The organism is Streptomyces sp. NPDC044064, assembly GCF_056434245.1.
Genome location: NZ_JBWKFN010000043.1, coordinates 46406 through 65553 on the forward strand (window position 1 = coordinate 46406; position 19148 = coordinate 65553).

The 19148-nt window shown below is 71.5% G+C and carries 15 protein-coding genes and 1 pseudogene; 13 read left to right on the forward strand and 3 right to left on the reverse strand.

Going from position 1 to position 19148, the window contains the following annotated elements:
* Positions 1-44: 44 nt before the first annotated feature.
* Positions 45-1208 carry an NAD-dependent formate dehydrogenase gene (locus AC07DS_RS42285; protein WP_479154051.1) on the reverse strand — a complete coding sequence of 388 codons (1164 nt, stop codon included), beginning with the start codon at positions 1206-1208 and terminating at the stop codon, positions 45-47.
* A gap of 308 nt (positions 1209-1516) precedes the next feature.
* On the opposite strand from AC07DS_RS42285, the gene AC07DS_RS42290 reads away from it, so the two are divergent.
* The 10 genes from AC07DS_RS42290 to AC07DS_RS42335 all read left to right on the forward strand — a co-directional run bounded on the left by AC07DS_RS42290 (position 1517) and on the right by AC07DS_RS42335 (position 12424).
* Positions 1517-1774: a FluC/FEX family fluoride channel gene (locus tag AC07DS_RS42290; RefSeq protein WP_479154052.1), complete on the forward strand. Its 258-nt coding sequence runs from the start codon at positions 1517-1519 to the stop codon at positions 1772-1774.
* Positions 1771-2193 (forward strand): fluoride efflux transporter CrcB, encoded by a 423-nt coding sequence (gene crcB, locus AC07DS_RS42295; protein ID WP_479154053.1) that lies wholly within the window; start codon positions 1771-1773, stop codon positions 2191-2193. Before AC07DS_RS42290 ends, crcB begins: the two co-directional genes overlap by 4 nt.
* A 90-nt stretch (positions 2194-2283) precedes the next feature.
* A complete protein-coding gene (locus AC07DS_RS42300) occupies positions 2284-2562 on the forward strand; it encodes an FmdB family zinc ribbon protein (protein ID WP_479154054.1) in 279 nt (92 codons plus the stop codon).
* Between the two features lie 33 nt (positions 2563-2595).
* Positions 2596-3234 carry an AmiS/UreI family transporter gene (locus AC07DS_RS42305; RefSeq protein WP_479154055.1) on the forward strand — a complete coding sequence of 213 codons (639 nt, stop codon included), beginning with the start codon at positions 2596-2598 and terminating at the stop codon, positions 3232-3234.
* 24 nt (positions 3235-3258) lie between these two features.
* A complete protein-coding gene (fmdA, locus tag AC07DS_RS42310) occupies positions 3259-4509 on the forward strand; it encodes a formamidase (protein WP_479154056.1) in 1251 nt (416 codons plus the stop codon).
* Positions 4510-4970: 461 nt separating this feature from the next.
* Complete coding sequence (rsgA, locus tag AC07DS_RS42315; protein WP_479154057.1) at positions 4971-6086, forward strand: ribosome small subunit-dependent GTPase A; 1116 nt, start codon at positions 4971-4973, stop codon at positions 6084-6086.
* A gap of 113 nt (positions 6087-6199) precedes the next feature.
* Positions 6200-8986, forward strand: a complete 2787-nt coding sequence (locus AC07DS_RS42320; protein WP_479154058.1) for a SpoIIE family protein phosphatase — start codon at positions 6200-6202, stop codon at positions 8984-8986.
* Positions 8987-9064: 78 nt separating this feature from the next.
* Complete coding sequence (locus tag AC07DS_RS42325) at positions 9065-10459, forward strand: AlkA N-terminal domain-containing protein (protein ID WP_479154066.1); 1395 nt, start codon at positions 9065-9067, stop codon at positions 10457-10459.
* Entirely contained in the window at positions 10459-10950 is a 492-nt protein-coding gene (locus AC07DS_RS42330; protein ID WP_479154059.1) for a methylated-DNA--[protein]-cysteine S-methyltransferase, read from the forward strand. The genes AC07DS_RS42325 and AC07DS_RS42330 overlap by 1 nt, the downstream gene beginning before the upstream one ends.
* A gap of 271 nt (positions 10951-11221) precedes the next feature.
* Positions 11222-12424 carry a GDSL-type esterase/lipase family protein gene (locus AC07DS_RS42335; RefSeq protein WP_479154060.1) on the forward strand — a complete coding sequence of 401 codons (1203 nt, stop codon included), beginning with the start codon at positions 11222-11224 and terminating at the stop codon, positions 12422-12424.
* 4 nt (positions 12425-12428) lie between these two features.
* Here AC07DS_RS42335 and AC07DS_RS42340 read toward each other — a convergent pair whose 3' ends face one another.
* Together AC07DS_RS42340 and AC07DS_RS42345 are read right to left on the reverse strand one after the other, a co-directional pair.
* The gene (locus AC07DS_RS42340; RefSeq protein WP_479154061.1) at positions 12429-12911 is read right to left on the reverse strand and encodes a DUF456 domain-containing protein; all 483 of its coding nucleotides are present in this window, start codon (positions 12909-12911) and stop codon (positions 12429-12431) included.
* A gap of 36 nt (positions 12912-12947) precedes the next feature.
* On the reverse strand, positions 12948-13937 hold the full coding sequence (locus AC07DS_RS42345) for a helix-turn-helix domain-containing protein (RefSeq protein WP_479154062.1): 990 nt from the start codon (positions 13935-13937) through the stop codon (positions 12948-12950).
* Positions 13938-15285: 1348 nt separating this feature from the next.
* Here AC07DS_RS42345 and AC07DS_RS42350 point away from each other — a divergent pair.
* From AC07DS_RS42350 to AC07DS_RS42360, 3 genes and pseudogenes are all read left to right on the forward strand, one after another.
* On the forward strand, positions 15286-16308 hold the full coding sequence (locus AC07DS_RS42350; protein ID WP_479154063.1) for a protein phosphatase 2C domain-containing protein: 1023 nt from the start codon (positions 15286-15288) through the stop codon (positions 16306-16308).
* A 69-nt stretch (positions 16309-16377) separates the two neighbouring features.
* Positions 16378-17118 (forward strand): annotated as a pseudogene (locus AC07DS_RS42355) (thiamine pyrophosphate-binding protein); the annotation flags it as partial.
* A 31-nt stretch (positions 17119-17149) separates the two neighbouring features.
* Positions 17150-18718: a recombinase family protein gene (locus tag AC07DS_RS42360; protein WP_479154064.1), complete on the forward strand. Its 1569-nt coding sequence runs from the start codon at positions 17150-17152 to the stop codon at positions 18716-18718.
* Positions 18719-19148: the final 430 nt, after the last annotated feature.

The window sequence follows — 19148 nt, forward strand, 5'->3', positions numbered from 1 at the left end:
CCGCTGATTTCTTGTCCGCCGGACGTCACCCCCGCCCGTGCCGGTCATCCGGCGACCGTGTAGGAGCTCGCCCCCGTCCCGGCGAGCCCACCGCCTTCGACGATCAGGTACTCCGGGCGGATGGGGCGACCGTCGAGCCAGCACTCCAGGATCTCCCGCGTACCGGCCGCGTAGCGTGCCTGCGCCGAGAGGGTCGATCCGGACACGTGCGGCGTCATCGCCTCGTAGGGCATGGTGCGCCAGGGATGGTCGGGCGGAGGCGGCTGTGGGTACCAGACGTCACCGGCGTAACCGGCCAGTTGGCCGCTGTTGAGAGCCCGAACCACGGCGTCCCGGCTGACGATGAGCGCCCGTGCGGTGTTGACGATGTACGAACCGCGCTTCATGGCCCCGATCAGCTCGTCGTCGAAGAGGTTCTGCGTCTGTGGATGCAGCGGAGTGTGGATCGAGAGCACATCGACGGAGGAGGCCAGCGAACGGGCGTCGGGATGCCAGGTCAGCTCCAGTTCTTCCTCGACCTCCTGGGGCAGCCGGTGCACGTCGAAGTAGTGCAGCCTGACGTCGAACGGCTTGAGACGGCGCAGTACCGCCTGGCCGATTCGGCCGGAGCCGAAGACGCCGACGTCCATGCCTTCGAGGTCGTAGGCGCGCGAGACGCTGTCGGCGATGTTCCAGCCCTTCTTGGCGGTCACCCACTCGTGAGCCGACATGTAGTTGTGCACCAGGGTGAGAATCTGCATCACGGCGTGCTCCGACACACTGATGCTGTTGCTGAAGGTCACCTCGGCCACGGTCATGCCGTGGGCGATGGCGCTCGGCAGGTCGACGTGGTCCGACCCGATCCCCGCGGTGATCGCGAGCCTGAGCCGGGAAGCCGCGGCGATGCGTTCGGGGGTCAGATAGGCGGGCCAGAATGGCTGCGAGACGACCACGTCGGTGTCGGGAAGCTCGCGGTCCAGGGTGGAGTCCGCCCCTTCCTTGTCGCTCGTGACGACGAGGGTGTGACCCCGGTCCTCCAGGAACCGGCGCAGTCCCAGTTCTCCTGAGACGCAGCCGAGGAGGTGCCCCGGGGTGAAATCGATGGCCTGCGGGGTCGGCGCGGTCTGACCGCCCGGATAGCCGGTGATGGTGGGAATCTCGTCGCGGGCGTAGTCGGGAGGGTAACCGCCCACGGGGTCCGGATAGAGCACCGCAAGGATTTTTGCCATGGCCGTCCTCCATCGGTGGGGGCACTGCTCCGGTGAACGGGTAGGGCACCGGCAAAACGGTAGAACACCGATGATCTTGAATTTTAGTCGAGTGTGCGTCGGCGCTGCAATCCTTACGGATAACGGGGAGGTGTTCCGGTGGATGGGGATGCGCCAATTCGGATGGGGCCTGTGACGGGAGTTCGGGAGCCGTTCTGCGCACGTCTGCGCGGGGGCGTCATGGCGGCGGTCGCGCTCGGCGGCCTGCTGGGCGAGACGGCCCGTTGCGCACCGGGGCCGGCCTTCCCCACCCCGGGGGCGACGTTCCCGTGGACGACGTTCGCCGTCAACGCGTTCGGGGCGTTCGTGCCGGCGCTGCCACCTTCTCGACCTGGATGGTCGACACCGATCGCCTGCTGGGCCACGGCCACTACGCAGCCGCGGCGTTGAACATTTTCGGGAGCCTCTTCGCCGGCCTGGCCGCCACCGTTCTGGGCCTGGTCATCGGCAGGCTGACATCGACCCGTTGCATACGGCTCGACGCGCGGCGTGGGCGCGCCCGCCGGCACGGCTGGTGGGTACGGTGATCATCCTGCCCGCCGTCGGGGCAGTTGCGCGTTCAGTTGCGCGTTACGTACTCGACCAGTACATGCAGTACCGGAGCCCGGGCGCGTTCCCACGCGGCACCTGGCTGATCAACGTGACCGGCTCGTTCGTGCTGGGGCTTCTGGTGGGCCTCGGCACACAGCGCGCACTACCGGAGCAGGTCGTGACCATTGCCGGCGTCGGTTTCTGCGGCGCCTGTACGACGTTCGCCACATTCAGTTACGAGTTGATCCACCTGTGCGAGAAAGGACAGGTCGGCAAATCCGTGCCGTACGTTGTTTCGAGTCTCGTGGTTGGGTCTTTCGGCAGCAGCGACGGCGCTCGCCATCGGGTCGTTTTGAAAAGGTCCACGCCCGGTCGTCCGGTACTTGACACGTGGATTTACGAGACGTCTTCTTGAAGGTAGGAAGTGCGCTGTGGCGTGCGCTGGTCGGATGCGCACCGCACGCACCCGGGTTGGCCAGCGTCCACCGGCATCCGGAGGCTGCTGATGGCAACCTATGAATATCTATGCAGCCGATGCGGGCCTTTCGACGTGAAGTTGGCGATCGGGACGGCGCCCAAGGCATATGGCTGCCCTGTTTGCGCAGGCGCAGCGAGACGTGTGTACTCCTCGCCCGGCCTCACGCTGACCTCGCACGCGGTCGCCGCCCTTCATGACCAGGAGGAGCAGGCCCGTGAGGCCCCGGCAGTAGTCTCCGAAGTGCCGCCCCGCACAAGGGTGCCACGGCACCAGCACCCCGCGCTCTCGCGGTTGCCGCGTCCCTGAGGGCGTCTACGCGGAGTTGGGAGGTGTGTCCCCGTGCAGAACGTGGGACTGCTCTTCGTCGGTGCGGTGCTCTTCATCAACGGAATGCTGTTGCTCGGGAAGGTCGACGCCAAGGCGGCAGCGGTGTTCAACCTTTTCGTGGGCGCACTGCAGGTGCTGACGCCGACCTATCTCATCTTCGTCGCCACCGGCGACCCCAGAGGGATCCTGGCGGCATCCGGCATCTATCTGTTCGGCTTCACCTACCTGTACGTAGGTGTGGGCCTCCTCGCCGGTCTCGACAGTACCGGCGTCGGCTACTACTCGCTGTTCGTGGCGGTTGTGGCCCTGGGGTACTCGTTCGTCAATTTCCGGCTCTTCAAGGACTACCCGTTCGGGGTCATCTGGCTCTACTGGGCATTCCTGTGGTTCCTGTTCTTCCTGCTGCTCGGTCTCAAGATGGACAGCCTCAGAACCTATACGGGCTGGGTCACGGCGATCGAGGGCTGGGTCACCGGCGTCATTCCCGCGGCGCTGCTGCTCTCCGGTTACTGGGTGAGCCCCAACGAAACCGCCATCGCGCTGGCGGTGTTCGGCGTGGTGGTGTTCGGGGCGCTGTGGCCACTCACCCGGAATTCGCGGCAGCCCGCCCCAGCCGCCCCGGCGGCCGGAAGCGTGGGCGCACAAACGTGACGGGATCAGAAACGAGGAGCTGTCATGCCTGAAATCATCTTCAATGTGGACCAGAGCAAGTCGATGCGTGACCAGGACGTTCCCGGACACAACAGGTGGCACCCGGACGTCCCCACCGTCGCCATGGTGCGGCCAGGAGCGGAGTTCCGCCTGGAGTGCCGCGACTGGACCGACTGCCAGGTCGGCAACAACGAATCCGCCAACGACGTCCGCGACATCGACCTGACCATTCCTCACATGCTCAGCGGCCCGATAGGCGTGGAGGGCGCCGAACCAGGCGACCTGCTCGTCGTGGACCTTCTCGATCTCGGCCCCGTTCCGCAGCAGACCGGAGACGCGGCAGGCCAGGGCTGGGGCTACACCGGCGTCTTCGCCAAGGCCAACGGCGGCGGCTTCCTGACCGACTATTTCCCGGATGCCTACAAGGCGATCTGGGACTTCCACGGACAGCAGGCGGTCTCCCGCCACCTGCCCGGGATCCGCTTCACCGGAATCACCCACCCCGGGCTGTTCGGGACCGCTCCTTCCGCCGAGATGCTCGCCCGCTGGAACGCCCGCGAGCAGGCGCTGATCGACACCGACCCGAACCGGGTCCCGCCGCTCGCCGTACCGCCGGACAGCACCAACGCGCTCGCAGGCACGGCCACCGGAGATCTCGCCCGGCGCATCGCCGAGGAAGGCGCACGCACGGTGCCGGCTCGCGAAAACGGAGGCAACCAGGACATCAAGAACTTCACTCGGGGTTCGAGGGTCTTCTTCCCTGTGCACGTCAAGGACGCCAAGCTCTCCGGAGGCGACCTGCACTTCAGCCAGGGCGACGGAGAGATCACCTTCTGCGGCGCCATCGAGATGGGCGGCTTCATCGACTTCCACGTCGACCTGATCAAGGGCGGCATGGAGACGTATGGCATCACCACCAACCCCGTGTTCATTCCGGGCAACGTCGAGCCGAGGTACACGGAGTTCCTCACCTTCATCGGGGTCTCCGTCGACCATGACACGGACACGAACTACTACCTCGACGCGACGCTGGCCTACCGCCGGGCCTGCCTCAACGCCGTCGAGTACTTCAAGAAGTTCGGCTACAGCGGAGAGCAGGCCTACCTGCTGCTCGGCTCCTCCCCCATAGAGGGACGTATCAGCGGCATCGTCGACATCCCCAACGCCTGCTGCTCGTTGTACGTACCTACCGCCATGTTCGACTTCGAGGTCCGTCCCAGCGCCGCCGGACCGATGAAGGCCGACCGAGGCCAGTGCGCGTTGGCCACCGCCTGACCGGACCCCAGCTGCGGCCCTGCGGTCCCGGCTGCAACTCGGCCCTGCACATCATCGCCGTTTGCCGGATCCGAGACGGCGGGCCGCGGCCAAGGCCCTGTCTGCGCAGTTGATGCCCGCAGGCCCCAGGACCTCGCGCTGCCGTACGAGTCGAGGCGTGAGGTCGGTCCGCCGGCTGCGGGAGTCGTACGGATGAGTCCCGACAGTTAATCGCTGGCGCTGTGCCCTGGGGTGAGGCTACGGTTTCCTCGTTCCAGGGCACGGTCGTGTTCCGTTCCCGAGGGAACAGCGTTGGTTCGTTGAGGAAGCAGGAGGTGAGGACATTGATGACTGTCACGGTGACGGGCGCTGCCCGCATTCAGGAGTTCATCATCGTTTCGACCCCTGTGGTCTCCGGCTGACACCCACACATCTTCCGCGCGCCGAGCGCGCCGCCGGGGCCACCCTTCGAAGGGTTCCCCTTGTTCCACACTTCGCTCAACACCTCTCTCACTTCTGATGCCCAGCACGCCCTCGCCTCCTACGGCTGGGACGACGCCTGGGCCGACGCGTTCACCCCGTACGAGTCCGAGGGGCTGCTGCCCGGACGGGTGGTCCGGGTCGACCGCGGTCAGTGCGACGTGGTCACCGCGGGCGGTGTGCTGCGTGCCGACACCGCCTTCGTCACCCCGCACGACCCGCTGCGGGTCGTGTGCACCGGCGACTGGGTCGCCGTCGAACCCGGCGGCAACCCCCGCTATGTGCGCACGTATCTGCCGCGCCGCACCGCCTTCGTGCGTTCCACCTCCTCCAAGCGGTCCGAGGGGCAGATCCTCGCGGCCAACGTCGACCACGCAGTCGTCGCCGTGTCCCTCGCCGTCGAACTCGACCTCGGGCGCGTCGAACGGTTCCTGGCACTGGCCTGGGAGTCCGGCGCACAGCCCGTGGTCGTGCTCACCAAGGCCGACCTCGTGCCGGACCCCGTGGTGCTGGCCCACCTCGTCCAGGACGTCGAGACGACCGCGCCCGGCGTGCCCGTGCTCACCGTCAGCGCCCTGCACGGCGACGGTCTGGACGTGCTCGTCTCCCTCGTCGGCTCGGGCACGTCCGTGCTGCTCGGGCAGTCCGGCGCGGGCAAGTCCACCCTCGCCAACGCCCTCGTCGGCGACGACGTCATGGACGTACAGGCCGCCCGTGACGTGGACGGCAAGGGGCGGCACACCACGACCACCCGCAACCTGCTGCCGCTGCCCTCCGGGGGTGTGCTCATCGACACCCCCGGGCTGCGGGGCGTCGGTCTGTTCGACGCCGAGAGCGGGGTCGGGCAGGTGTTCTCCGAGATCGAGGAACTGGCCGGGCAGTGCCGCTTCCACGACTGCGTCCACGAGAGCGAGCCCGGCTGCGCGGTCCGCGCCGCGGTGGACAGCGGGGACCTCCCGGTCCGCCGCCTGGACAGCTACCGCAAGCTGATGCGGGAGAACCAGTGGATCGTCGCCAAGACGGACGCCCGGCTCCGCTCCGAGATCCGCAAGGACTGGAAGCGGAAGGGGGCGGAGGGCAGGGCGGCGATGGAGGCCAAGCGGGGCCGGTTGAGCTGAGGGCCCGAGCGTGAGAGCGCGTTCCTGGCGGGTGGCTTCGGCCCCCGCCAGGAGCCGCAGTGCTCCAGCGCGGGCGGCGCGTCCGTTTCCTGCCGCTGATGTAGAAATAGACCATGAGGAGGCGTTTCGGCCTGTTCGGGGTGCGGGACGCTCCCGCCCCTGCCGAGGCGTCCCCGGTCGCCGCGGGGCGGCCCCGCCGTTTGCCGTCGGGTGTGCGCAGTGTCGCGGGACAGATGTTCGTCCTGCAGCTCGTCATCCTGCTGCTGTTCGGCGCGGCCGCCGTGACGGCCCTGGTGCTGCAGGCCCAGCAGGCCCAGCAGGCGAGCCTGGCCGAGGCGCGGGAACGCTCGCTCGTCGGTGCCGAGACCTTCGCGAACGCCCCGGGCACGCTCGACGCGATGCGCTCCGCCCACCCCAGCGCGCCGCTGCAACCTCGTGCCGAGGCGGCCCGCAAGGGCTCCGGCGTCGACTACATCGTCGCGTTCAGCCCGGCCGGATACCGCTGGACCCATCCCGACCCGCGCCTGATCGGGAAGCACGTGACCGGCACGTACCGCGAAGCGCTCGCCGGGCATCCCCACACCTCGACGTTCGAGACACCCGTGGGCCAGGCGGTGGACTCCACCGTCCCGGTCCTCGACAGCCGAGGCAAGGTCGTCGGGCTCGTGTCCGTCGGCATCACGGTCCGCAGCCTGCACGCGCGCGTGGCGCAGCACCTGCCGCTCCTGTTCGCCGCCGCCGGCGCAGCGCTGCTGCTCGCGACCACCGGATCCGGACTGGTGAGCCACCGGCTGCGGCGGCAGACCCGTGGCCTGGATCCGGCCGAGCTGCGCCGCATGTACGACCACCACGACGCCGTACTGCACGCCGCCCGCGAGGGCGTGCTCATCGTCGACGAGGCCGGATGGCTGCTGCTCGTCAACGACGAGGCCCGGCGTCTGCTCGGCCTGCCCGAGGACGTGCGCGGCCGGCGCGTGGGCGACCTCGGCCTCGAACCGGGCCTCGCCGCACTGCTGGCCGGCGGACAGCCCGCCACCGACGAGGTCCGCGAGGCCGACGACCGGATGCTCGCGGTGAGCGTACGGCCGACCGCACCCTACGGCGGCCCGCCCGGCAGCGTCGTCACCCTGCGGGACACGACCGAACTGCGGGCCCTGACCGGCAAGGCGGCCGTGGCGGAGCGGCGGCTGCGACTGCTGTACGACGCCATGGCCGGGATCGGTACCACCCTCGACGTGGAGCGGACGGCGGAGGAACTCACCCGGTTCACCGTCCCCCGGTTCAGCGACTACGCCAGCGTCGACCTCGTCGACTCGATCCTGCGGGGCGGCCACGAGCCGGAGGGCACGATGATGCGGCGCACCGCCCTCACCGGCCTCCACCAGGACCATCCGCTGTTCCCGGTCGGCACCCTCATCGACTTCGGCTCCGAGACCCCGCAGGCGATCGGCTTCGGCACCGGCGAGCCCGTACTGGAGGCGCACCTGCCCGACCTCACCGGCTGGCAGGAACAGGATCCCTTCAACGCGCGCCGGATCATCGAGCACGGCATCCACTCGATGATGGTGATCCCGCTGCGCGCCCGCGGCATCCTCATGGGCGTGGCCAGCTTCTGGCGCTCCGAGCGGCCCGAACCCTTCGAGGAACAGGACGTGACGGTCGCCGAGGAACTGGTGGCCCGGGCCGCCCTCGCCATCGACAACGCCCGCCGCTACACCCGCGAGCACACCACGGCCGTCACCCTGCAGCGCAGCCTGCTGCCGCACGGCGTCCCCGAGCAGTCCGCGCTCGACGTGGCCTACCGCTATCTGCCCGCGCAGGCCGGGGTGGGCGGCGACTGGTTCGACGTCATCCCGCTGCCGGGCGCGCGGGTGGCGCTGGTCGTCGGCGACGTGGTCGGGCACGGGCTGCACGCGGCCGCCACCATGGGCCGGCTGCGCACCGCCGTGCACAACTTCTCCGCCCTCGACCAGAGCCCGGACGAACTGCTGGCGCACCTGGACGAGCTGGTCAGCCGGATCGACAGCGACGAGACGGGCGAGCAGAACGACGACTCGGCCATCACCGGGGCCACCTGCCTGTACGCCCTCTACGACCCCGTCGCCGGCCGGGTCACGGTCGCCCGGGCCGGCCACCCCGGGCCCGCCGTCGTGCTGCCCGACGGCACCGCCGACTTCCCCGACGTGCCCGTCTCCCCGCCCCTGGGCCTGGGCTTCGGCATGCCCGTGGAGGCGCGCGAGCTGACCCTGCCCGAGGGAACGCGGCTGGTGCTGTACACCGACGGGCTGGTGGAGGACCGCGACCGGGACCTCGACACGGGCCTGGAGCAGCTGCGCGCCACGCTGGCCGGCACGGCGGACCGTACCCCGGAGGAGACCTGCGCGGACATCCTCGGCGCGGTGCTGCCGGCCCGGCCGAGCGACGACGTGGCCCTGCTGGTGGCCCGCACCCGGCTGCTGGACCGCGACCGCATCGCCGGCTGGGAGGTGCGCGCCGACCCGGCGGCCGTGGCCCCGGTCCGCGCCGCGTGCGCCCGCACCCTGGACACCTGGGGGCTCACGGACATCGGATACACCACCGAGCTGATCCTCAGCGAGCTGATCACCAACGCGATCCGGTACGGTTCCCCGCCCATCCGGGTCCGGCTGCTGCACGACCGCAGCCTGATCTGCGAGGTCTCCGACGGCAGCAGCACCGCCCCGCACCTGCGCCGTGCGGCGGACACCGACGAGGGCGGCCGTGGCCTGTTCCTGGTCGCCCGGCTCGCCGCCCGCTGGGGCACCCGTTACACGGCCCGCGGCAAGGTGATCTGGGCGGAGCTGCCCCTGCACGAGGACCGGTACGAGCCCGCACGGACGGCCGACGAGCTCCTGGACCAGTGGGACGACTCCGCCCTCTAGCCCCGGCGGCCACCGCCCAGCTGCGCGTCCGATTTCCGCCAGCCCGACCCGCCGCCAGACCCCACACTGGAACACGTGATGGACGAGGACACCAGGTACGAGGCGGTACGCAGCCGGGACGGGCGGTTCGACGGAGCGTTCTTCTTCGCCGTCGAGACGACCGGGATCTACTGCCGGCCCAGCTGCCCGGCAATCACCCCGAAGCGGCGCAACGTGCGGTTCTTCCCGACGGCCGCCGCAGCGCAGGGCTCCGGCTTCCGGGCCTGCCGGCGGTGCCGGCCGGACGCCGTGCCCGGGTCCGCCGAGTGGAACGTCCGCGCGGACGCCGTCGGCCGGGCCGTGCGCCTGATCGCCGACGGGGTCGTGGACCGCGAGGGCGTCGCGGGCCTCGCCTCCCGGCTCGGCTACAGCGCCCGCCAGGTGCAGCGGCAGCTCACCGTCGAACTCGGCGCCGGACCCGTGGCGCTCGCCCGCGCCCAGCGGGCGCACACCGCCCGGGTGCTGCTGCAGACCACCGAGCTGCCGATCACCGAGATCGCGTTCGCGTCCGGGTTCGCCAGCGTGCGGCAGTTCAACGACACCGTCCGCGAGGTGTACGACTCCACGCCGACCGAGGTGCGGGCCGCCGCGCCCCGGGGCCGGGGCGCCCGCCGGGCCACCCCGGGCGCGGGCATCCCGCTCCGGCTCGCCCACCGCGGCCCCTACCAGGCCGCCGCCGTCTTCGACCAGCTGGCCCGGGAAGCCGTACCCGGCGTCGAGGAGGTGAGCGGAGCACCGGGCGACCGCACCTACCGGCGCACGCTGCGGCTGCCGTACGGCACCGCGCTCGTCGCCGTCGAGGAGCGCACCCAGGGACCGAAGACGGGCGGCGGCACGCACCCGGGCGGCTGGCTCGACGCGCGCCTGCACCTCACCGATCCACGGGACCTGACCACGGCCGTGCAGCGGCTGCGGCGGCTGCTCGACCTCGACGCCGACCCGTACGCGGTGGACGAACGGCTCGGCGCCGACCCGAGGCTCGCCCCGCTGGTCGCCGCCCGGCCCGGACTGCGCTCACCCGGCGCCGTCGACCCGTTGGAGCCCGCCGTGCGGGCGCTGGTGGGCGTGGCCGGGGCGGCGGACCTGGTCCGCCGGTACGGCAAGGCACTCGACGCCCCCTGCGGCAGCCTCACCCACCTCTTCCCGGAGGCCGCCGCCCTCGCCGGGGCCGGCCTGGGCGGACCGCTGGGCGCGCTGACCGCCGCCCTCGCCGACGGCACCCTGCGCCTCGACCCCGGCGCCGACCGCGACGCCGCCCAGGAGGCGCTGCTCGCCCTGCCCGGCCTGGCCCGGGCCACCGTCGCCACCCTGCGCGTGCGCGCCCTCGGCGACCCCGACGTGACCCCACCCGGAGTGGACGTACCCGACAGCTGGCGGCCGTGGCGTTCCTACGCCGCCCAACATCTGCGCATCACAGGAGAGTTGAGAGACTGATGGAAGCGACCTACTGGACCGGCGTCGAAACGCCGCTCTGCCGGCTCCTGCTCACCGCCGACCCGGACGGCGCGCTCACCTCACTGTCCATGCCGGGCCAGAAGGGCGGACGCACCGTGCTGGACGGCTGGCGACACGACCCCGGCCCCTTCCGTGCGGCCGAGGAACAGCTCACCGCCTACTTCGCGGGCGAACTCAAGGAGTTCCAGCTGCCGTTGCACACCGACGGCACCGAGTTCCGCGAGCGGGTCTGGGCCGCGCTCGACTCCGTGCCGTACGGCGGCACCACCACCTACGGCGAGATCGCCGCCCGCATCGGCGCCCCACGCGCCGCGGTCCGTGCCGTCGGCGGAGCCATCGGCGCCAACCCCCTGCTCATCGTGCGCCCTTGCCACCGGGTGATCGGCGCGGACGGCTCGCTGACGGGGTACGCGGGCGGACTCGAGCGCAAGGTGCGGCTGCTCACGCTGGAGGGAGCGCTGCCCGCCTAGGCCTCGCAGAGCACGCGGACCACGGCCCGTTCCACCCCTCGGCTGCAGCGGCCACCAGGGCGGGCACGGCCCTCGCCGCGCACCTCTCCGTCCCCTTCCACTTCGCGAGCCCCGACACGCCGGACGACCAGGCGCCGCGCCCGCGGCCCTGAGCGTCCGCCGTGCCTGACGCCCTACGCCGAGCGGGTGGACCGGCGCGGATGTTCCGGCGCCCCGGGGCGGGCGTGTGGGACGGTCGCCCTCGACGGGCACGGGAAGAGGGGGCGCTGGCATGGGCAGGTTCGGACGGGTCCTCACGGCGCTTCTGCTCGCCGTGCTGCCGGGCACGACGGCGACGGCCGCCGCCCGGCCCACGACACCGGTGTGGACCGGCAGTTGGGAGACGGCCCCCTCCGGAACCACATCGGCGCTGCCCGGGGCCGCCGTCCGCAACGTCGTCCACCTCAGCGTCGGCGGCACGGCCCTGCGGATCCGCCTCAGCAACCGGCTCGGCACCGAGCCCCTGCAACTCGGCGCGGTCACGGTCGCGCTGCGCCGGGGCGCCGGACCCGACGCCGTTCCCGGCAGCCTGCGCACCGCCACCTTCGGCGGCGCCCCGGCGGCCGTCGTCCAGGCGGGACAGGACCTGGTCACCGACCCGGTCCGGCTGCCCGTACCGGATGCCGCCGACCTGCTGGTCACCGTGCTCACCCCGGTCGACTCCGGTCCGGCCACCTACCACCGCACCGCCCTGCAGACCAGCTACCTCGCCCGCACCGGCGCAGGCCACGCGGCCGACGAGAAGGGGGCCGCGTACACCACGCCCATCGCCTACTGGTACTACGTCACCGGCGTCGACGTCCTCGCTGCCGGCGCCGGCAGCGTCGTCGCCTTCGGCGACTCCCTGACCGACGGCACCGGCTCCACCACCGACACCAACCGGCGCTGGCCCGACGGGCTCGCCCGGCACCTGCGCGGCGACCGGCTCGGCGTCCTCAACGCCGGCCTGGCCGGCAACCGCCTGCTGCTCGACGGCGTCGGACCGAGCGCCCTGGCCCGCCTGGACGCCGACGCCCTGGACCGGGCCGGGGTACGGGCCCTGATCGTGTTCGAGGGCATCAACGACATCAAGGGCACCCCCGAGGCGAACGACCCCGCCGCCTTCGCCGCCGCGTACCGCACCCTCGTCGCCCGTGCCCACGCCCGCGGCGTCCGGACCGTCGGCGTCACCCTCACCCCCTTCGGGGGCTACTCCGCGTACACGCCGGCCCGCGAGGCCGTACGGCAGCAGGTCAACGCGTTCATCCGCACCGGCGGTGCCTTCGACGCGGTCGCCGACGCCGACGCCGCCGTACGCGACCCGGCCGCCCCCGAGCGCATCCTGCCCGGCTACGACCCCGGCGATCACCTGCACTTCAACGACGCGGGCATGAGCGCGGTCGCCGACACCGTGACCGGCGCCCTGGCCGTCAGCGCCAAGGCGGCCGCCGGCTGACCGGTCATCCCCACAGCACCGCGCCCAGCCATGCCCCCGCGATCAGCAGACACGCGAACAGTTCGGCGAGCACGCTGGAGCCGCCCGAGCGCATCGTCGTGCGCAGCGCGGCCATCGCCTCGCCGTGCCGGCCGAGCCGCAGCCGCTCGTGCAGGTAGATCCCGGCCATGAAGCCCGGCAGCGCGCCCAGCACCGGGATCAGGAAGAAGCCCAGGAGTGCGCCGGCACCGGCGTACACCGCCATGCGGGGGGTGGCGCCGCTCGCGCGCAGCCGGCGCGGCGGCAGCGCCCAGCGCACCACCAGCGACATCAGCAGCACCCCGGTGGCCCCCACCAGAACGCCCCAGGCCACCGGCTGCGGGTCCTGCAGCGCCCACCACAGGACGGCGGCCCACACCAGCCACGACCCCGGCACCCCGGGCACCAGCACTCCGCACAGGCCGACCACCAGCACCACGCCGACCAGCAGGAGTTCCCACGCTCCCATCTGCCCAGAGTGCCGGAGGACGGCAGAACCCGCAGGTCACCGGGAGCCTTCGCGGGACACCCAGCCGCGCTCGTAGACCTGCCAGCCCAGCTGCAGCCGGGTCGTCACACCGGTCAGCTCCATCAGCCGCTTCACCCGGCGCTGTACGGTCCTCAGGCCCAGGTCGAGCTGTTTGGCCACGCTCGCGTCGGTCAGCCCGGCGAGCAGCAGCGACAGCACCTCCAGGTCGGTGGCGTCCGGGCCGTCCGGCTGCTGCTCGGTCACTCCGGAAGCGCCCAGGCTGAGCGGCAGCGCCTCGCGCCACACCGACTCGAACAGCCCGGCCACCAGCTCCAGCAGACCGCTCGCGTGCACCACCAGCGCGGCCGGCCCGGCCGTCCGCGAGGTCAGCGGCACCATGGCGAGCGAGCGGTCCGCGATCACCAGCTTGGTCGGCACCCGGTCCACCACCCGGACCTGCTCGTCCCGGCCGAGCGCGGCCGCCAGCTCGGTGAGCCCGTTCGGCAGGTCCAGCACCGCACGCTCCACCACCACCCGGTAGCGGACCCCGCGCCCGGCCGCCTGCTCCTCCGCGTCGTTCTCCGTACCGGAGACCACCACCGGATTGCCGGTCACCAGTGCGCACACCTCCTCGGCGGCGCCCAGCTGGAGCTGCAGGAAACGCTGGGCCACCGCCGAAGCGCCGGTCACCACCTCCACCAGGTCGTGCACCTCCGGCTCGGCCGCCGCCGCCCGGTACTCCTCGGCCAGCAGCGCCGCCGCCAGCTCCGCCTTCTCCAGCTCGTGCCGCTGCTGGGTGAGCAGCGCCCCCAGCGCCACCCCGGGCGGGGCCGCCACCCAGCGGCCCGGCCGCGCGGGGGACTGGGCCGCGAGGCCGTGCCGCTCCAGCCGGCGCAGCGCGCGCTCGGTGTCCGGCTCGGCCAGCGACAGGCGCCGGGCCAGATCGGCCACCTCGGCGGCGCCCGCGGACACCAGTGCCCGGTACGCCGACTCGTGCGTCTCGTCCAGGCCTATCGCTGCCAGCATCGGCCCACGTCCCTCCCCTGAGAACCAGCCGTCCGCGCCGTACGGCCTGGCGGAAAACGGCCACGGCGCAAACCCGCCGCCGCCCATCATCGCCGTACCTCGGGTGACTCTGCCAAGGTGGGGGCACCGACGGACGCGGGTCCGTGCGCAGTTCACAGCTGCGTCCCAGGAAACCAAGCCACAATCAGGCCATTCGACCGGCGCGCCCTCGGCGGCCCGGTCGTCCAGGACGGTGATCCGGGCCCGCGCGTGCGCCGGCGCACGAGGGGATGCGGGGCCGGGTCACTTCCGATGTCGCCGGGCGGCCCTCCCGTGGGGGGTGGGGTCGCCCGGCGGCCATCAACCTCCGTTCCTCGCACGGCCGTTCGCTCTGTCCCTCGACATGCCGTTCGAGACGGCCATGTGCGACGGATTTTCCCGATGCCCCGTTTTCATCCGGCCCGTGCGGTGGACAATTAGGGGCATGAGCCAGCAGGGGGGTAGGCCCACCCGTCACGAGGACGACTGGTGGGGGCAGCTGTACGACGACTCCACCGAGGACACGGGCCCCACGGCCGCACCCGACTCCCTGGACGACCGCTTCGCCTCGGCGAAGGACACGGTGGCGGGGCGGCCGGGCGGGACGACGGGGCACCCCGGTGGGACGGCACCTAGGACACCGGGTCAGGAGCCGCCGCGCGAGCCCGCGGTACCACCGCAGCGAGCCGCGTCGCCCCCGACGACCGCGGCACCCCCGGGCACCGTCCCGACCGGCGCACCACCCGGACAACGCGCCCCTTCGGAACCCCCGCCCGCCGAGCCCACGCCACCGGAGTACTTCCCGCCGGCGGCGGGCGGCACCGGGAGCCGGGCGGAGACGGTGAGCAGGCCGGCCCGGAACACCGAACCCGAGGCGCCCGGGACCTGGCCGCCCGTGTCGGGCCGCGCGGACGCAAGGGCGGAGACGGCGCCTACGCCGGCCCCCGCCACCGGTCGTGAGGCGTCGGAGGCCTGGCTGTCTTCGGCGGGTGGTGCGGGGGATCGGGGGGATGCGGCGTCGGCAGCGGCTCCCGTCACCGGTTGTGAGGCGTCGGGGGCCTGGCTGTCTTCGGCGGGTGGTGCGGGGGATCGGGGGGAGACGGCGCGTGCGTCGGCCCGGAGCGCCGGGCCCGACGGGCCCGGAGCCACGCCGCCCGGGGCGGGGCGACCGGGCCGGCGGCCGGAGCAGGCGCCCGCATCCGTTCCCGAACCCAGGTCGGCCCTTGGCGGCCGATCCGCCGTTCCGCCCGAGCGGGCCCCCGCCCCCGAGGTGTCCGAGCGGTCCGAGGGGGCCCGGCCCCCCGGTGGCGCCTTCGCGAGCCCGCCCCCCGTGGCCACCCAGCTCGACCTCGCCGTCACCTCCGCTCCACCACCCCCGCCCTCCGCCCTCGACTACGTCGGCTCCGGGCCCCCCACCTACGACCCGGAGCCCACCGCGCTCCCCGCCGCCGAACCGGACGAACTCGGTGACCTGGTCGCCGACACCGTGCTGGACGGTGCCCGGTACGGGGCCTGGACGTTGCGGGCCGTGTCGTTGCGCGGGGACTCGGCGCGGTACCGGGGGGAACCACGGCGGGACGCACTGCTCACCGCGCGGTTCGGGGCGGGGGAGCAGGCACTGGTGCTGGTCGCGATGGCGACCGGCGCGCGGGCCACGCCGGGTGCGCACCTGGCCGCGACCGAGGCGTGCTGGCTGATCGGGCGGGCCGTGGGCCGCAGCCATCAGCGGCTGGTCGACGACATCCGGGCCGCCCGCCGCGGCGACCTGAAGTCGGGGCTGCACCGGCTGACCGACCGCAGTCTGGGCAAGCTGCGCGCCAGCGCCGTCGAGCAGGATCTGGACCCCGGGGAGTACGCGGCGAGCATGCGCTGTCTGCTGCTGCCCGCCGACCCCGACTGCCGTACCCGGGTGTTCTTCGGCGTCGGCGAAGGGGGTCTGTTCCGGCTGCGGGACGGCGAGTGGCAGGACATCGAGCCGCGGGTGTCACCCGCCGACACCACCGGCGAACCCGTCCTCGGCTTCGGCTCCCCGCCGGCCGAGACCCCCGAGGGCGACCGTCTCACCATGGACCTCGGCATCCCGACCCCGCCGAGCCCGTACGAGCCGGCGCCCGAGCCGCCGCGCGAACCCTTCCGGTTCCGGGCCTCGGTAGCCCGCCCGGGTGACGTGCTGGTGATGGGCACCGGCGGGCTCGCCGATCCGCTGCGCGGCGAGCCCGCCTTCTGCGCCTACCTGGCCCGCCGCTGGTCCGGCCGCACCCCGCCCGGCCTCGCCGCGTTCCTCGCGGACACCCAGGTGCGGGTGAAGGGCTACTCCGACGACCGCACGGCGGCGGCCGTTTGGGAGGCGTAACCGCGGCCCCTGTGGATTGATGGAACGGGAGGGGCGGATCCCGGGACATCGAAGGGGCTGACGAGAGCCATGGCCAAGCAGAACGTCGCCGAGCAGTTCGTCGACATCCTGGTCCGCGCCGGCGTACGCCGCCTCTACGGCGTCGTCGGCGACAGCCTCAACCCGGTCGTCGACGCCGTCCGCCGCAACTCCGCCATCGACTGGATCCACGTACGCCACGAGGAGACCGCCGCCTTCGCGGCCGGGGCCGAGGCCCAGATCACCGGCAGCCTGGCCGCCTGCGCAGGCTCCTGCGGCCCGGGCAACCTGCACCTCATCAACGGCCTGTACGACGCCCACCGCTCCATGGCCCCGGTGCTCGCCCTCGCCTCGCACATCCCCTCCAGCGAGATCGGCCTCGGCTACTTCCAGGAGACCCACCCGGACCGGCTCTTCCAGGAGTGCAGCCACTACAGCGAGCTGATCTCCAACCCCCGGCAGATGCCCCGGCTGCTGCAGACAGCCATCCAGCACGCGATCGGCCGGAGCGGGGTGAGCGTGGTGTCCCTGCCCGGCGACATCGCCGCCGAACCCGCCCCGGACAAGGCCCTCGAGAGCGCCCTCGTCGCCTCCCGGCCCACGGTCCGGCCCAGCGACACCGAGATCGATAAGCTCGTGGAGATGATCGACGCGGCCGGCAAGGTCACCCTCTTCTCCGGCAGCGGCACGGCCGGCGCGCACACCGAGGTCATGCGGTTCGCGGAGCGCGTCAAGGCGCCCGTGGGGCACGCCCTGCGCGGCAAGGAGTGGATCCAGTACGAAAACCCGTACACGAGTCACCTGCGTATGTACGCTACTCCCCATGACAACCCGTGTGTTGGGCGCCCGGCGTCTGTCCCGCGTCAGGGACAACTCGACGTCATTCGAGCGTCAGGGGAGGGCCATCGAGGCTGTCGCAGCCTCCATCGGAGGTACGGTCGTCCACTGGGCCGACGACCCCGACGTCAGTGCCGCGAAGGTGGCTCCCAAGGACCGTCCTGAGCTTGGCCCGTGGTTCGACCGTCCCGAAGAATTCGACGCTATCGCATGGTGGCGGCTCGACAGAGCTGTTCGCAGTATGCGGGATATGGCGTGGCTAGCGGGATGGGCGCGGGACAACCGGAAGCGACTGATCTTCGCTGAAGGTCCGGGAGGTGGCCGGCTCGAACTCGACATGTCGTCACCCATGTCCGAGCTGATCCTGATGATTCTCGCGTTTGCTGCTCAGATGGAAGTCCAGGCGATCGAGGAGCGGACTCAGGGCTCCACGGAATATCTCCGCAGTGTCGGCCGATGGAGAGGCGGGCGAATTCCATTCGGGCGTATGCCCGTTCCGCACCCGGAGGAGGACGAGGGTTGGTGGCTCGGACGTCACGAGGACACGGCGAGCATCATCGACCAGATGGTTGCGTTCGTCCTCGACAACGACAAGCCCAAGTCGTACCACGCCATCTCGGCGTGGCTGAACGCCAAACACCCCGGTAAGACGCCTGCCAATCACCGGCGTTCTCTGGCCAACCCTCCGAAGGAAACGGACGACAACGCGCGTTGGAATCCCGGCATGGTGAGTTCCCTCCTCCGGCAACCGGCGTTGCGCGGGTGGCTCATGCTCGGCAACGAGCCCGTTCGGGACGAGGACGGCGAACCGGTCAAGCTCGGACCGCCGCTCGTCGACGACGTCACATGGCGACGCCTCCAGGCCGCCATGGACTCGCGCGAGCAAGCGGGAGGCCAGAACAAGAGCGACACACACCCGCTCTTGGGCGTCGTCTTCTGCGGCTCCTGCGGCGGCAAGCTGTATCAGGGATGGATCAACCCCGGACCGCACACGAAGACCGCGAAGCGTCAGTACCGATGCGCGGCGAAGGCGCACGGCCGCGAGTGCCGTAAGCCGACGTACGTCACGGCGGATCCCGTGGACGAGTACGTCGAGGAGGAGTTCCTCGCGCGCTTCGGGCGCTTCGAACTCGTCGAGGTGATCACGATCCCCGGCGTCGACCACCGCGACGAGATCAAAGAGTTGGAGGCCGACATCGAGACCCTGGCCGGCCAACTGGGCAACCTCCGCGGAGCTGCTGCGGACGCCGTGGGTCGGCAGATACAGGGTCGGTCGGACAAGTTGGAGCGGCTGAAGGAACAGCCCATCGTCCCTGCGCGCACGGAGGAGATCCGGACGGGCGTGATCTACGGCGACGCGTGGCGGGAGGCGGAGAGGGACGCTCACGCCCGCCGGAAGATGCTCGTCGACGTCGGCCTACAGGTGACCGTGGGGGAGACCTACCGGGGCGCTCGCGACGTTCGTAAGCGGCTGAGCGTGGACGTGGTGACGCCGGATGACGTCGACCTCGTGGCGGACGGGCTGGAGGATGTGGCCTATCAGGAGAGCCTTTAAGGTAACGGATCGATAACACTGCCGAGGGTCCCGCGGAGCCGTCCCGGGGCCCTCATGGTCCTCCGTGTCCGCCTCGTCGACGTCGATCAGCGTCCGCATCGTCCATAGGACCCTGTGGATAACTCCAGAGTGTGAGCATGAAGCCCCAAGTGACCACCCAGAGTGTCTACTTAGGTCATTTCTTGAGTCAAAGTGTCAAACTAACCACTGTTTTCAAGTCCCCCTTAACGCGTTCTAGGCCGACCTGAAACAGGGGTCTGGTTTGGCAATCTGCCTCCAGTCTGGCCAGGGGACGTTTCAAGATCACCAACACCAAACACTTCCCCCATTACCTAAGAAGCCATTTCAGTTGGCGTGATCTTGCGGCAGTCTGGGGTGATGACTGCTGCGCTTGTCGGGCGGATGGCGCCGGATGACCTGTGGGCGTTGT

Bases quoted from the DNA above. Each gene is read 5' to 3' on its own strand.
- AC07DS_RS42285 (WP_479154051.1), bottom strand. From the start codon at position 1,208: ATGGCAAAAATCCTTGCGGTGCTCTATCCGGACCCCGTGGGCGGTTAC.
- AC07DS_RS42300 (WP_479154054.1), top strand. From the start codon at position 2,284: ATGGCAACCTATGAATATCTATGCAGCCGATGCGGGCCTTTCGACGTG.
- fmdA (WP_479154056.1), top strand. From the start codon at position 3,259: ATGCCTGAAATCATCTTCAATGTGGACCAGAGCAAGTCGATGCGTGAC.
- AC07DS_RS42320 (WP_479154058.1), top strand. From the start codon at position 6,200: ATGAGGAGGCGTTTCGGCCTGTTCGGGGTGCGGGACGCTCCCGCCCCT.
- AC07DS_RS42325 (WP_479154066.1), top strand. From the start codon at position 9,065: ATGGACGAGGACACCAGGTACGAGGCGGTACGCAGCCGGGACGGGCGG.
- AC07DS_RS42330 (WP_479154059.1), top strand. From the start codon at position 10,459: ATGGAAGCGACCTACTGGACCGGCGTCGAAACGCCGCTCTGCCGGCTC.
- AC07DS_RS42335 (WP_479154060.1), top strand. From the start codon at position 11,222: ATGGGCAGGTTCGGACGGGTCCTCACGGCGCTTCTGCTCGCCGTGCTG.
- AC07DS_RS42340 (WP_479154061.1), bottom strand. From the start codon at position 12,911: ATGGGAGCGTGGGAACTCCTGCTGGTCGGCGTGGTGCTGGTGGTCGGC.
- AC07DS_RS42345 (WP_479154062.1), bottom strand. From the start codon at position 13,937: ATGCTGGCAGCGATAGGCCTGGACGAGACGCACGAGTCGGCGTACCGG.
- AC07DS_RS42360 (WP_479154064.1), top strand. From the start codon at position 17,150: ATGACAACCCGTGTGTTGGGCGCCCGGCGTCTGTCCCGCGTCAGGGAC.